12 protein-coding genes are annotated in these 14,658 nt (G+C 65.9%); 3 read left to right on the top strand and 9 right to left on the bottom strand.

The features are described from left to right. Positions 1-8: 8 nt before the first annotated feature. The gene (locus tag R3P95_RS00660) at positions 9-1,790 is read left to right on the top strand and encodes an NTP transferase domain-containing protein (RefSeq protein ID WP_317532323.1); all 1,782 of its coding nucleotides are present in this window, start codon (positions 9-11) and stop codon (positions 1,788-1,790) included. On the opposite strand, the gene R3P95_RS00655 is transcribed toward R3P95_RS00660, so the two are convergent. From R3P95_RS00655 to R3P95_RS00630, 6 genes are all read right to left on the bottom strand, one after another. Continuing rightward, the gene (locus tag R3P95_RS00655; RefSeq protein ID WP_317547119.1) at positions 1,744-2,472 is read right to left on the bottom strand and encodes a sirohydrochlorin chelatase; all 729 of its coding nucleotides are present in this window, start codon (positions 2,470-2,472) and stop codon (positions 1,744-1,746) included. The genes R3P95_RS00660 and R3P95_RS00655 overlap by 47 nt on opposite strands. Continuing rightward, complete coding sequence (locus tag R3P95_RS00650) at positions 2,472-3,653, bottom strand: uroporphyrinogen-III synthase (protein WP_255183303.1); 1,182 nt, start codon at positions 3,651-3,653, stop codon at positions 2,472-2,474. The genes R3P95_RS00655 and R3P95_RS00650 overlap by 1 nt, the downstream gene beginning before the upstream one ends. Before the next feature lie 20 nt (positions 3,654-3,673). Beyond that, on the bottom strand, positions 3,674-4,066 hold the full coding sequence (gene nirD, locus R3P95_RS00645) for a nitrite reductase small subunit NirD (protein ID WP_094642301.1): 393 nt from the start codon (positions 4,064-4,066) through the stop codon (positions 3,674-3,676). Between the two features lie 121 nt (positions 4,067-4,187). Next, complete coding sequence (gene nirB / locus R3P95_RS00640; protein WP_149405473.1) at positions 4,188-6,683, bottom strand: nitrite reductase large subunit NirB; 2,496 nt, start codon at positions 6,681-6,683, stop codon at positions 4,188-4,190. A 61-nt stretch (positions 6,684-6,744) separates the two neighbouring features. Then, positions 6,745-8,136, bottom strand: coding sequence for a nitrate/nitrite transporter (locus R3P95_RS00635; RefSeq protein ID WP_149405640.1), 1,392 nt, complete (start codon positions 8,134-8,136; stop codon positions 6,745-6,747). 237 nt (positions 8,137-8,373) lie between these two features. Continuing rightward, positions 8,374-9,615: an MFS transporter gene (locus tag R3P95_RS00630; RefSeq protein WP_283347027.1), complete on the bottom strand. Its 1,242-nt coding sequence runs from the start codon at positions 9,613-9,615 to the stop codon at positions 8,374-8,376. Between the two features lie 85 nt (positions 9,616-9,700). On the opposite strand from R3P95_RS00630, the gene R3P95_RS00625 reads away from it, so the two are divergent. Further along, positions 9,701-10,390 carry a FadR/GntR family transcriptional regulator gene (locus tag R3P95_RS00625; RefSeq protein WP_317547118.1) on the top strand — a complete coding sequence of 230 codons (690 nt, stop codon included), beginning with the start codon at positions 9,701-9,703 and terminating at the stop codon, positions 10,388-10,390. Here R3P95_RS00625 and R3P95_RS00620 read toward each other — a convergent pair. From R3P95_RS00620 to R3P95_RS00610, 3 genes are all read right to left on the bottom strand, one after another. Then, positions 10,380-11,234 carry a TIGR02569 family protein gene (locus R3P95_RS00620; protein ID WP_068046053.1) on the bottom strand — a complete coding sequence of 285 codons (855 nt, stop codon included), beginning with the start codon at positions 11,232-11,234 and terminating at the stop codon, positions 10,380-10,382. The genes R3P95_RS00625 and R3P95_RS00620 overlap by 11 nt on opposite strands. A 58-nt stretch (positions 11,235-11,292) precedes the next feature. Continuing rightward, positions 11,293-12,459, bottom strand: coding sequence for an adenylyltransferase/sulfurtransferase MoeZ (gene moeZ / locus R3P95_RS00615; RefSeq protein WP_317547116.1), 1,167 nt, complete (start codon positions 12,457-12,459; stop codon positions 11,293-11,295). A 93-nt stretch (positions 12,460-12,552) separates the two neighbouring features. Then, positions 12,553-13,536, bottom strand: a complete 984-nt coding sequence (locus tag R3P95_RS00610) for a DUF3152 domain-containing protein (RefSeq protein ID WP_149405639.1) — start codon at positions 13,534-13,536, stop codon at positions 12,553-12,555. A 396-nt stretch (positions 13,537-13,932) separates the two neighbouring features. Here R3P95_RS00610 and R3P95_RS00605 point away from each other — a divergent pair, with 396 nt between their 5' ends. Further along, the gene (locus R3P95_RS00605; RefSeq protein ID WP_068046045.1) at positions 13,933-14,586 is read left to right on the top strand and encodes a TetR/AcrR family transcriptional regulator; all 654 of its coding nucleotides are present in this window, start codon (positions 13,933-13,935) and stop codon (positions 14,584-14,586) included. The last annotated feature ends 72 nt before the right edge of the window (positions 14,587-14,658 follow it).

Genomic DNA, 14,658 nt, shown 5'->3' with positions numbered 1-14,658 from the left:
CTCGCAACGTGACGCAACCGGTCTGCGACGCGATCGTCCTCGCCGGCGGTCGAGGGTCGAGGATGGCAGATCCCGAGAACCCCGCTGCGCCGCACGAGGTCGACAAACCTGCCATGACCGTCGGCGGGCGCCGTATGGTCGACATCGCCGTGGACGCGGTAACGAGTTGTCGCACAACGATTCTGGTGGGTCCGACCCGTACCGGAGTGCCCGATCACGTGGTGCAGACTCGCGAGTCCCCCGTGGGCGGCGGCCCGGTCGCTGCACTCGCCGCGGGCCTGCGATCACTCGACGACTGTGCGGAAGGCACCGCAGATCTGGTGGTGGTCATCGCGTCGGATCTGCCCTTTCTCGACGCCGCGACGGTCGAGTCGCTGATCGGTGCCGTATCGCGCTCGCACACCGACGCCGTCTTCGCCCGCGACAGTGCCGGTCGTACGCAATTCCTGCTGGGAGTGTGGCGGCACGCCGCGTTGCGTTCCGCGCTGGCACAGCTGGATTCGGTGGAGGGCGCGCCGATGCGCACGATCCTTCCTGCCGATCATCTGGTGATCGCGGTGTCCGGTGTCGACGACTGCGACACCCCCGCCGATCTTCTCGCCGCCCGTCTGGCCGCACAACAGCCGGAGACGCTCGAGGTGAGCGACGCACTCGAACGCGTTCGGAGCCGACTCCCCGCGTTGCCGATCCGTCGAATTTCCCTGCAGGACAGTGCCGGAACCGTGCTCGCGGAACCCCTCATCTCCCGAACCGCGCTGCCGGCAGTAGACATCTCCGCGATGGACGGCTACGCCGTGTGCGGCACCGATCCGTGGACCCTCCGGTCCGACATCGCGTACGCCGGTACCTCCGACATCGCCCCACTCATCGAAGGAACGGCCGTGCGCATCGCGACGGGCGCAGCGCTTCCGCGCGGAGCGACATCGGTGGTGCGCGACGAGCACATCACCCGCGAGTCCGACGGTTCGGCTCGACGCATGCCGACGGCACCGCAGTCCGACGACACGCGTCGACGCGGCGAGGACTGGCTGCCCGGTACCGAACTGGTCGCAGCCGGCACCCCGATCGATGCGGCCGTACGATCGCTCGCTGCCAGTGCAGAGGTGTTCGAGGTGGCGGTGCGCGGTCCGGTACGCGGACGAGTAATCATCAGCGGCAACGAGATTCGATCCACCGGGCCACTCGCCCCTGGCGAGACCAGGGACGTGCTCGGGTCGGTGTTGCCGGAGTACCTGGCGCACTGCGGCATCACCGTCGTCGACGTGACGCTGCTCGAGGATTCTGCGACGGGGTTTCGAGACGTGCTGACCCGCACTCGGGACGTGGACGTGATCATCGTCGTCGGGGCAACCGGAGGCGGGGCAGCCGATCAGCTCCGCGCGACCCTCGCCGGCATCGATGCCGAGACCGTCGTCGGGCGAATGCGCATGCGTCCCGGCGGTTCTCAGATCACCGCGGCATTGCCCGACGGCACAGTGGTACTCGGCCTACCGGGTAATCCGCTGGCGGCCGTCGGTACCGCGATGCTCGCCGCGCCCGCCATCGTCGATGCCCTGACCGGGAGAACGGTGCGCCCATCGCGGATCGGCCTGTTGTCCAATGCTGCCGAGGTTCGATCCTCGACGCCTCGCATCGTCCCGGTCACCGCGGACGGCACACGGTGGCGGGCAGATACCCGAGTCCGCACGGCGCACCTGGCGCACCTCGTCGGCCGCGACGCACTGGCTGTGATCCCGGCCGAGGTCAGCGCCGACGAGCCGGTGACAATTCTTCCGTTGCCGCACCACTAGTTTCACCGAGAGATCGAACACCCTCGCGGTAACGCGCGACCACGAGATCGACGATCGCGGCATGCACTCCGAGCGGCTCACCGACGCCGTCGGCTCCGGCGTCGGCCAGACGGTTGTGAAAGAGGCCGCGCGCCAACAGATACGACGCCACGAACACCCGAGTGTGCCCGGTTTCTCGCAGAGTCGACACCGCGTCGGACACGGTGGGGGTACTGGTGGCGACGTAGCCGATACGTACCGGGACTCGGGCGACATCGGCCAACATCGCCGCCGCGCGCCGGTGTTCTTCCGACGCACGAGCATCGGACGATCCTGCGGCAGCGAGCACGATCGGATCACCCGAGCGCCACCCGGCGTCACGGAGTCGATCGACCATGACTTCCGCCAGTACCGGATCGGGTCCGAGAGCGCGGGTGACGGCGACGGACGTGTGAGCGCTGTCGGCGATCTCTCGCGGCACATCGGTGTGCACGTGGTAGCCCGACGCGAGGAAGGCGGGAACCACGACAGCCGAGCCGGCAGTGTCGCGCAGCACCTCGGCCGGTGACGGCCCGAGTACGTCGACGAATGCCACGCGCGTGGTACCGATCTGCGTCGACACGGCATCGGCGAGTGCGGCGACCATCTCGACACCACGGGGGTTTCGGGTGCCGTGTGCGACCAGAACAAGAGTCGGTGTCATCAGTACTTTCCCCCTTCTACGACGGCCACTCGATCAGCCGGTTCTTCGGAATCGCAGTCCGTTTCGGTCTCGATGTGATCGAGTGCGATGCGATAGCCACGCTTGACCACGGTCTGGATAGCTTTCGGCGCGCCCAGCGAGGACCTGAGTCTGGTCATCGCCGTTTCCACCGCGTGGGTGTCGCCCCCTCCGCCGGGCAGGGACGCCAACAGGTCCTCGCGGGAGACGACGCGTCCTGGATTGCGCGCCAATGTCTTCATCAACGCCATGCCCGCTGGGGACACCGGTCGAACTTCACCGTCGACCACCACGCACTTACCGCGGACACTGACCACGTGTCCGCCCGCATGCAGCCGACCGGTGCGCCTCGGCAGTTCTTCGGCGATGTGCCGCGCGAGTGCCCCCAGACGCGCCCGTGTCGGCTGTGTGGTGGCCACGTTCAGCTGTTCGAGGGGCGCGGCCGTCACCGGCCCGACGCACACCGGCAGCACCCTCGATCGCATCGACTGCAGCAAGGGTTCGAGCACGCCGTTCTCGTCGGCGCGCATCAGCATCGACGCCACCGCCGGTGCCGAGGTGAAGCTGAGGGCATCGAGATCACCGACGATGACGGCTTCGATCATGCGGTCCATCGGGCTCTGGTCGTCGGGCGCTGTCCAGCGATACACCGGCACCGGCACCACCTCGGCTCCCGCGCAGCGCAACACCTCGCAGAAATCGGGGACCGGCTCCCATTCGGTGGTCGCGCCGTGCAGCTGCACGGCGATGCGTTTGCCTTCCACCCCTTCGGCCAACAGATGTTCGAGCACCTCCGCCGAGGACTCCGAGGCGGGCGACCACTCCTCGCGTAGATCGGCCGCTCGAATGGCTCCTTTCGCCTTCGGACCGCGAGCGAGCAGCCGGGACGCACCGAGTGCGCGCCCCAGTTCTTCTGCCTGCCCCCACCCGTCCGCTGCCTCGACCCAGCCACGAAATCCGATTCCTGTTGTGGCCACGGTTATTTCGGGTGGATCCGCGATGACGGCGGCGGTGACGCGTTCGAGCTCGGCGTCGTCGGCCAGTGGGATGATGCGAATAGCGGGGGCATGCATCACGGTGGCCCCGCGCCGCTCGAGCAGAGTCGCGAACTCCTCGGCTCGACGCGATGCGGTGATCCCGACGGTGAACCCGACCAGAGGCATTGCAGCCCCTGCAATTTCGCTCACGTAGATCCGCCGCGGACGAGCACGACGCCCTCGACGCAGGAGACCTCGAACGATCCGAGGGTGACCTGCGGGTCATCGAGGCAGCGCCCGTCGGCCAGCGAGAAAACCTGCTTGAGCAGCGGCGATGCGACGGTGGGTTCGCCCCCTCGGTCTCCCACCAGTCCGCGTGACATCACTGCTGCACGCCCGTACGGATCGATGTTGCCCACCGCGAACAGTCGTCCGTCGTCGAGCAGAAACAGCGCCGCCTGGGTGCCGCCTCGCAGGAGCACCGCTACCCCGCGCCCCGGAATCAGCGCGTCGAGCGTGCAGGCCGGGGTCCAATCACGAGCGATGTCGTTCGGTACCGCTGATGGTGACTTCACTGCTGACGAATCGATGACAGTCATGGCGTACCTCCTGATCAGCTATTCCACGTTGCTTGTGTTTCTTGGCCGTTAAGTCGCGATTACTCGTCTGTGCACATGCACTCAGTCTCGTGACCTGCCGGTTGTCAGCTCCCGTATCGGCTCACGCGCCCACACGTGGCATTCCCATCAGCACGGGCACCTTGCGCGCGCCGGACTCGTCGAACGCGATCGTGGGGTCGGACTCGTCCGGAGCATTGACGAAGGAGACGAACCGACCGAGCTTCTCGTCGTCTTCGAGCACGCCGGCCCACTCGTCCTTGTATCCGGCGACGTGGCGTTCCATGTCGGATTCGAGCTCGGCACCGATCCCGAGACTGTCCTCGCACACGACGGCTCTGAGGTGGTCGAGTCCCCCGTCGAGCGATTCGAGCCACGGTGCCGTGCGCTGCAGCCGGTCGGCTGTACGCACGTAGAACATGAGGTAACGGTCGATGTAGCTGACCAGGGTGGCATCGTCGAGATTGGACGCGAGCAACTGCGCGTGCTTGGGCGACTGACCTCCGTTACCGCCTACGTAGAGGTTCCAACCACCCTCGGTCGCGATGATCCCGACGTCCTTGCCGCGGGCCTCGGCGCATTCGCGAGCGCAGCCCGAGACGCCGAACTTGATCTTGTGCGGCGACCGCAGACCTCGATAGCGGTTCTCCAGATCGACGGCCATCCCCACCGAATCCTGGACGCCGTAACGGCACCAACTCGATCCGACGCAGCTCTTGACCGTCCGTAGCGACTTCCCGTACGCCTGACCCGACTCCATCCCGGCGTCGACGAGGCGCTTCCAGATCGCCGGCAACTGCTCGACGCGGGCACCGAACATGTCGATGCGCTGCCCTCCGGTCACCTTCGTGTAGAGCCCGAAATCGCGAGCGACCTCGCCGATGACGATGAGCTGTTCCGCAGTGCACTCGCCGCCGGGCATACGCGGCACAACCGAGTAGGTGCCGTTCTTCTGGATGTTGGCCAGAAAGTGATCGTTGGTGTCCTGCAACGACGCCTGCTCGCCGTCGAGAATATGATCGGAGGACGTAGACGCGAGAATCGACGCGACGACAGGCTTGCAGATGTCGCAGCCGGTTCCCGAGCCGTACTTGGCGATCAGCGACGAGAAGGTGCGGGTGTTCGTGGCCCGAACGATCTCGTACAGCTCGGCCCTGGACTGAGCGAAGTGCTCGCACAACGACTTCGAGAGGACCACACCGGACGCGGCGAGCAACGACTTGATCGAGGGCAGGCATCCGCCACAGGTGGTACCCGCGGTGGTGCAGCTCTTCACGGCCGCCAGGTCGCAGGCTCCGTCGGCGATCGCCGAGCAGATGGCACCCTTGCTCACACCGTTGCACGAGCAGATCTCGGCGTCGTCGGGCAGTGCACCGATGCCGACCTGCTCGGCGGCAGGTGAGATCAGAGCGCCCGGATCGCCGGGCAACTCGCGACCGACCAGCGGCCGCAACAGCGAGTACGCGGAGGCGTCGCCGACGAGGATGCCGCCGAGCAAGGTCTTCGCGTCGTCGGTGACGACGAGCTTGGCGTACGTGCCTTTGGGGGCATCGCTGAACACCACTTCGAGAGCGCCCGGCGTTGCCGCCATCGCGTCGCCGAAGCTCGCGACGTCGACGCCCATCAGTTTGAGCTTGGTGGACATGTCGGCACCCGGGAATTGCGCTGCGCCGCCGAGCAATCGGTCGGCCACGACCTCCGCCGTCGAATACCCTGGAGCGACCAGTCCGTAGCACCGACCCTCGACCGCAGCACATTCACCGATCGCGTAGACGGCAGGATCGGAGGTACTGCAGCCGATGTCGACCATGATGCCGCCGCGCTCACCCACCTCGAGGCCACTCTCGCGTGCCAGTCGATCCTGGGGACGCACACCGGCGGAGAACACCAGCAGCGCGGCGTCGATGGTGCTGCCGTCACTCAGTTCGACCGTCAGACCGGCGCTGTCGTTCTCGGAGATCGACGACGTGCCGACTCCCACATGTACGTTCAATCCGAGTTCGGTGACCAGACGCGCCAACAGCGCGCCGCCGCCCTCGTCCACCTGCAGCGGCATCAATCGTGGAGCGAACTCGATGACGTGCGGGGTCATGCCCATCTTCTTCAGCGCATTCGCCGCTTCGAGACCGAGGAGGCCACCGCCGACCACCACACCGACGGCGCCCGGGCCTGCGGCGTCGGCGCGGGCACGGATCTTGTCCAGGTCGTCGAGGGTTCGGTAGACGAAGCACGCGGGCAGGTCGTGTCCGGTGATCGGCGGCACGAACGGGTAGGAGCCGGTGGCGAGGACGAGAGCGTCGTACTCGACGGTGTCCCCCGCCGAGGTCACGACGGTGCGGTGGTCGCGGTCGATGCGATCGGCCCGTACTCCGGTGCGCATCTCGACGAGGGTGTCACCGGGATAGTCGTTGCCCGCCAGAGCGAGTTCCTTGTGGTCCCAGGCACCGACGTAGGACGACAGTCCCACCCTGTCGTACGCCGCCAGTGCCTCCTCGCACAGCACCGTGACCTTCCACTCGGCCGCCTCGTCGCGCGCACGCAACGCTTCGACGAATCGGTGTCCGACCATCCCGTGACCTACCACTACCGCGTTCTTCATTGCGGGTCCTTCCGATCTACGTTGCCGTGCAGTGTGTTTCGTTCTTGGCGGTGATGGATCCTCAGACTGCTACCGGTGCGTCGGCGTCGGCGGGGTTGGTCTTGCGCAGGTAGATCGCCCAGGTCACGATCGCGCAGACGATGTAGAAGGCGAGGAACACCCAGAACGCGGTGGTCGCGGATTTCGCGGTGCCCGAATACGACGCCCGCAGCACCAGGTTGATTCCTACGCCGCCGAGAGCGCCGATCGCGCCGGCGATTCCGATGAGGGCACCGGACATCTTGCGCGACCAGTGCTGCTGCTCGTCGACGGTCATGCCCTGAAGCTGAGCGGATTTCGCAGCGAAGATGGCGGGGATCATCTTGTACACCGATCCGTTTCCGAGGCCCGAGAGCAGGAAGAGTGCGATGAATCCGACGACGAAGAGCACCATCACGGTGCCGCTGGCCGCGCCGGGAGTCGAATCGTCCCAGGTACTGGCCGCAACCAGAATCCCGGTGGCGAACGTCATGGCCACGAACGTGTAGAGGGTGATCTTGCCGCCACCGATCTTGTCGGCGAGCTTGCCGCCGAACGGACGCGACAACGATCCCAGCAACGGTCCGATGAACGCGATCTGAGCGGCCTGCAGCGATGCCTGCGCCTGTAGAGCGGGAGTCGCCGGTGCTCCGTCGGTGAGTCCGGCGAGGAAGTTGATCTGCAGGACCTGCCCGAACGCGAAGCTGAAGCCGATGAACGATCCGAACGTGCCGATGTACAGGAAGGCGATCCACCACGAGTCCGAGAACTTCAACACGTCGATCATGGAGCGTCCGTTGGTCTTCTGGTTGTCCAGGTTGTCCATGTACAGCGCGGCACCGACGGCGGCCAGCGCGATGAAGACGAGGTAGACGGCGCACACGATCTCGGGGGCGGTGTTGCCGATGGTGGCGATGACCAACAGGCCGATGAGCTGGATGACGGGCACACCGATGTTGCCGCCGCCCGCATTCAAGCCGAGCGCCCACCCCTTCTCGCGTTGCGGATAGAACGCGTTGATGTTCGTCATCGAGGATGCGAAGTTACCGCCGCCGAGTCCGGCGAACGCCGCAACGATGATGTAGGTGGTGTACGACGCCGGGTTGAGCATGAAGTACATGGTCAGCACGGTGGGGATCAGGAGCACCAGAGCACTGAAGATGGTCCAGTTACGGCCACCGAACTTGGCCGTGGCGAAGGTGTACGGAATGCGCAGGATCGCGCCGACGAGCGTGGGCACGGCCACCAGGAAGAACTTGCCCGCCGCGTCGATGCCGTAGACCGACAACGGCATGAACAGCACCATCACCGACCAGATCGACCAGATCGAGAATCCGACGTGCTCGGCGATGACCGACCAGATCAGATTGCGCTTGGCGATCTGTTTGCCGCCGGCCTCCCAGGCCTCGACGTCCTCGGAATTCCAGTGCGCGATGTGATGGTTGACGGAGACGGGAACTGTTCCGGGTGGAGCAGTCGCCGTGGTGGCTGAGCCGGCATCTGCCGAAGCGCTGCGAGAAAGGCTGGTCACTAGTGGCCTCCTGATCGGTGTGTGAACCGAACATAGGAAAGCCATGTTGCCGCGGCGCTGCGCGCGATGACTCGTTGATTAACTTGGTCTCACGCGCCGTCGAGCACCGACGTGAGCTGAAGCGTCAACGTGCACCGAACGTCACCAGGTGTCTTCGAGCATCCTCGGTCGGCAGCACAGGAATCCTCCGACCAGCAGAACCGCCACACATCCGGTCAACAGAACCAACGGGAGTCCCCAGCCCCCGGACTCGGTGTGCAGCAGCCCGAACAGAATCGGACCGGTCGAGGACACCACGTAACCCAGCCCCTGGGTGAATCCCGAGAGTGAGGACGAGCCAACGGCCGTGCGCGTCCTGAGGTTGATCAGCGTCAGTGACATCGGGAACGTCATCGTGCCCAGCCCGACCAGGCACACCCACGCGACCGTACCGGCAGTCGGAGACCAGTGCAGGCCCGCGAACCCGCCGAGGTAGCACGCCGCGGCAACCATCACGATGCCGTACGGATTGCGCACGCGCGCACAGAGCGTCGGCGCGGCCAGCGACGTGATCAGTCCCATCGCGCCGAACGCCGCCACCGACGCACCGGCCAAGCCTTCTCCGATCCCCGCATCGATCAGGAGCGTCGGCAACCAGGTGAGCATGGAGTAGGTGATCAGGGAAGTCATTGCGAACATCATCACCATCCCCCACGCCAGCGAGGACCGGTGGATTCGGCCGCTCGGCGATGCGTGGACCGACGCCGACCCGGCTTCACCCGAGACGTCCTTCTCGTCGCGGCCGCGTCGGGCGATGACCACACCGAGCCACGGCAGCGCGGCGGCCAGGCCGACGACGGCCCAGATCCCGATGGAGATGCGCCAACCGTGCGCGTCGGCGATGGGGACGGCCAGCAACGGCGGAACCATGGTGCTGACCTGCATGGCGCAGATGTAGATGGTGCTGACGACGGCGAGCCGCTCGGAGAAATACCGCTTGACCAACGGCGGGATGACGACGTTTCCGATGCCCATGCCCGCGAGAGCGATCGCGGACAGCGCGAGCAGAGACGCGGTGTTCGGCGCGAACGCACGAGTGGCCATACCGATCGTGGTCAGCGCCATCGCCAGCAGAGCTGCCCGCTCCAGGCCGGTGCGCTTGGCGAGAAACGGGGTGGCCAGGCCGAAGACGGCGAACATCGCCGGAGGCAACATGCCGACGATGCCGATGACGGTGGTGCCGAACTGGAGGTCGGTGCCGATTCTGCCGAACAGCGGGCTGATCGAGGTGACGGCGGCGCGCAGAGTCAGCGCGGACACGACGATCGCGGAGAAGACGAGTACTCGACCACGCACGAGCGAGGTACCGACGAGGCGGGTATCGGGGGCGGTGGGCGCACTCACCGCGTAATCATAGGATGACCGGATCATCGGGTGCAAAGCATTACTATCGACGCTGCAACGTCCGTCCCCGGCATGAGGAGTCCACGTGCGGCAGGTCCAGCGATCGAGCCTGATCTCCCAGGTCACCGCTCAGCTGCGCGAAGAGATCACGTCCCAGCGATGGCCGGTGGGTACCCGCATCCCCACCGAACCCGAACTGTGCGAGATCACCGGCACCGGGCGCAACACCGTGCGCGAGGCCGTGCAGGCACTCGTGCACGCCGGCATGGTCGAACGCAGGCAGGGTTCGGGCACCTTCGTCATGACGTGCTCCGATCTCGGCGGAACCCTGGGAAAGTATTTCTCGGACGCCCGGCACCGCGATGTCACCGAGCTACGCGAAACCTTGGAAGTCACTGCGGCGGCTCTTGCGGCCGACCGGCGCGACGACGCCGACATCCGTGCCATGCTCGGCGCGCTGGCCGATCGCAACGCGGCGTGGTCCGACGAGACTCCGCTGGCCGATGCGGTTCGGATCGACGCACGCCTGCACCGCGCCATCGTCGCGGCCAGCCACAACGCCATCTATCTGGAGTTCTACGATTCGCTGCTGCCGGTGATCCACGACGCCATGCGCCACCATGCCATCGAGCACGACGACGATTACATCGACGAACACACGGCGCTCGTGGGGGCGGTGATCGCGGGTGACGCGGCCCGCGCGATGCAGGCCGCTCGATCACTGTTCCACGAACTCTCCGAATCACCGGCTCGCACAGCGGAAGTCACAGAATGAGGCGCACCAGATCTGCCGTTCGCGCCAAGCCGGGGAACGCCTCGGACGTCGAACGCGGATGAAGCGCATGCACTGCGAGACGAAACATCAACGCGCGCAGCAACATCTGCGGCCATTCCGGTAGATCGTCCCAGCGGTTGACCAGACCGTCGTCCGCGTCACCCCAGGAAAGGGCGTCCACCACGGCCACCCCGGCAGCCCAGGGCGCAGGACGCCAGTACGGGGTGATGTCGCTGATCCCTGGCGCCTCGCTACCCGAGAACAAGACCGTTCCGAACAGATCACCGTGCACCAACTGGTCCGGTGACTCGACGGGCTTGCGTAGTGTCGCAAGCTGTTTGACCAATTCCAGGCTGCTCTTGCCATCACTGGACGACGGCTCGGGTGCGCCGGCACCACGAGCAGAGCGCAGCGGGACCGCTTCCCATGCAGCTCTGTCGGCAGCAACGAACACGTCCACATCGGCCCACGGGGCCACGGGGGGCTGAACCAGAAATCGCGGTCGCTCGAGTTGCGCGGTCGCCGCGTGCAACCGCATCGACAACGAGACCACCTCGTCGTGACGAGGCTCCGGTTCGCCGGCGACGAACGTGTCTGCTCGCCAGCCCGACACGACGTATCGACCGTCGGTCGACCGAACCGGTCGGGCGAGACGGACCCCGTCCACGGTCAGCGTCTCGCGCACTTTGGCCGACCATGCGGCGCGGGCATGGTCTGCCACCGGGGACAGGACGACATCGCCCAGACGCCATCCACCGTCCCAGTCCGCACCGAGAGGTGCAGGCTCGACATCGCGCAGCCCGAACGTAGAGATCACGTGCTGAGGAGGTTCGACAGAGCTCACGAGCGCCACGCTACCGCCGATCGCGGTGCTGCTGCGGACGACGCGCACACGCGACACATCAGTACATGGGCAAACCAGGATCGATCTGCTCGGCCCACTCCACTATTCCGCCGTGCAGATGGGCGGCGTCCGAGAAACCGGCTGCCACGAGGGCGGAGAGCACCTCGGCGGACCTGATGCCGGTTTTGCAGTAGAGCACGATGGGGATGTGCTGCGGTAGATCCGACATCGCCGCCCCCGACAGGATTCGACCCTTGGGAATCGAGCGCGCACCGTCGATGCGGACGATGTCCCACTCCACCGGCTCACGCACGTCGATGAGGGCGATCTCGCGACCGGACTGCATCATTGCGTGCAGCTCCGCCGGAGTGATCGATTCGCCGGTGGAGTCGGCGGCCGGCACCACTCCGCAGAATGCCTCGTAATCGATCAGCTCGGTGATCGGCGTGCGGGACGGGTCACGAGTCAGACCGACGGTTCGATAGCTCATCGCCAGTGCGTCGTAGATCATCAACCGACCCAGCAACGTCTCGCCGATTCCGGTGATCAGCTTGATCGCCTCGGTGACCATGATCGACCCGATCGACGCGCACAGCACCCCCAGCACCCCACCCTCGGCGCACGAGGGCACCATACCCGGCGGCGGAGCCTCGGGGTACAGGTCGCGATAATTGATACCTGCGTCGCCGGGGGCTCGATCCCAGAACACCGACACCTGCCCCTCGAACCGGTAGATCGAACCCCATACATAAGGGATTCCGACCAGCGCGGCCGCGTCGTTGACGAGGTATCGGGTGGCGAAGTTGTCGGTCCCGTCGAGCACGAGGTCGTACTGCCGAAAGAGCTCGAGTGCGTTCGACGAGTCGAGTCGAACACGGTGCAGCGTCACCTCGACGCCGTCGTTGAGTTCGAGAATCGAGTCCCTGGCGCTGTCGGCCTTCGGGCGACCCACGTCGGACCGGCCGTGGATGATCTGCCGTTGCAGGTTCGAAAGTTCGACGTCGTCGAATTCCACGATGCCCAGAGTCCCGACACCGGCGGCCGCGAGGTACAGCAGTGCGGGTGAGCCCAGTCCCCCGGCACCGACGACGAGCACGCGGGCGTTGCGCAGTCGCTTCTGACCGTCGGTTCCCACACTGGGAATGATCAGGTGCCGGCTGTACCGGGCGACGTCCTCGGGCGACAGTTCGCCTGCGGGTTCGACCAGCGGGGGTAGGTGGACCACGACGCAGCGACGCTCCTCGACTCGACACGGCGGCCGGTGACCCGGCGCGACACGTTCGAATCTAATCCCCCGGCCTGTCGGAAACCCAGCCGATCAGCCTCGCGGGTAGGGCCACGGATTGAATCGGCAGGTCTTGCCGTCCATCGGAACGACGCCCGCTGGGTCCAGTCGCGCGATGTCGTCGTTGTTCGTTCCGAATGTCTGCTGCATCATCACCGGAGCGAGCCCACCGTCGGTCTCGCACGGTTGGTGCTGCTGGTAGCCGATCGCGTGGCCGACCTCGTGATTGATCTGGTACTGGCGGTACGAGCCGATGTCGCCCTGGAACGAGATCGCCCCACGCACCCACCTCGGCTCGTTGAGCACCACTCGCTCGATGCCGGGGTTGTAGCAGGAGACCTCGAGCTGAATGTCGTAACCGCAGGCCTGCCGGATCGACATCTGCGACGTCAGCGAGATCCTGAAGTCGGGATCGCCCTGATCGATGCGACGGAATCCGAACCGTGGATCGTTGGTCCAACTCTTGGGGTTGGCAAGGGTCTGATCCACCAATCGGCCGAACGACTCGTCGCCGCCGAACCCGACCGTGTCCACGCCGTCCTCGACCTCGACCGTGTAGGTGAACACCCGCTCGGTCCCCTGCCCCACCTGCTCCGTTGTCCCCGGAACGGTGTGCCACGTTCCGGCCCCCTCCACCGCGAACGGACCACCGTCGGGCAGTTCACCCGACGATATCGACGCTGCGAAGTTACCGTCGGCCTGCGGCGGAACGCCGATGATTCCGGTACCCGACGTCGTATCCGAACTCAAGGTGCCGAATCCAGGATCGGCGTTGGCCGACTGCGCTGCGGTGCCGGTGACGGGGTCACCGGTCCGCACGGCATCGAATACGACGAGCGCGGTCACCACGATCAGAATCGGCACCGCGTACGCCCGCCAGCCGTACGTGGACGCGAACTTTCCGAGCTTGCTCTGCTTCCTGATATCGCGATCCGGTCGACGACTGCGCAGCTTCACCTCGCGTTGCGTCGGATCCCACTGCGCGCGGAGCGGTTGATGCGATCCGCGACTGCCCACGCTGCGTGGGAAATCGTCCGCGCGATCGTCGTAACCGTCGTCGACGCCGTCCGACTGCACACCACCGCGGATACGCGGCCCGCCTCGGTCAGTCACTCGAACACGATCTCACAATCCTCACCGCCCGCTGCTCGGCACGCCGATACCGGGAATGGAACTATCGGGTTTTCGGTACGAAAACATCGTACGAACAAACCGCTCGACATGTTCCGGTATCGCCCACTTTCCGCAACGGTCCCCCAGGATCCCGTGGGTGCCGGCCGCCACGAGTATCGTTGCCCGTGATCTGCGCTACGAGCGGTCCGAACCGACGGCCACCCGCCGGAAGTTCATGCCGGACCGTTCGTTGTCGAACCAAGACGAGCGCAGCTGTCGACGCGGATGGGAACATAATTGATGACAGATCTCGACGACCGGAGGTCTTCGGACCGGCCGGCCACCACCGGCAATCGGCGCGGCGCACGGCTGCCTCGCGATGCCCGTCGGGCGCAACTGCTCGCTGCGGCGAGCGAGATATTCGTGACCCGTGGGTACCACGCATCCGGAATGGACGAGATCGCCGAATGCGCGGGCGTCAGCAAGCCGGTCCTGTATCAGCACTTCCCCGGAAAACTCGAGCTCTATCTGGCGGTGCTGCAAAGTTACGTCGACACCCTGATCGCAGGAGTACGCCAGGCTCTGCGCTCGACCACGGACAACAAGCAACGAGTTCGTGCCGCGGTGCTGGCGTTCTACGACTTCGTCGACACCGACACACAGGGATTCCGCCTGGTCTTCGAATCCGATCTGATGGGCGACCCGCAGGTCAATGCACGCGTCGAGCAGGCAACCGAAGCGTGCGTCGACGCCGTCTTCGACCTCGTTGCCCACGATTCCGGACTCGATCCCTATCGAGCTCGCGTACTGGCCGTAGGCCTGGTCGGTGCCAGTCAGTTCACCGCTCGGTACTGGCTCGAAGCCGACCGGCCGATCTCGAAGGAAGACGCCGTCGACACCACGGTCTCGCTGGCCTGGGGCGGTCTGTCGCACGTTCCCCTGCAGGCACCGTAGCCTCGCAACCCGCAAACTCGACACGCCCCTCACTCGATGCGAGTGAGGGGCGTGTTCTGCGTTCCGAGCAGT

It is taken from the genome of Rhodococcus cercidiphylli, from assembly GCF_033042225.1.
Classification (GTDB): Bacteria; Actinomycetota; Actinomycetes; order Mycobacteriales; family Mycobacteriaceae; genus Rhodococcoides.
Note: the sequence above shows the minus strand (reverse complement) of the source record. Positions and strands in the feature narration are given on the sequence as shown.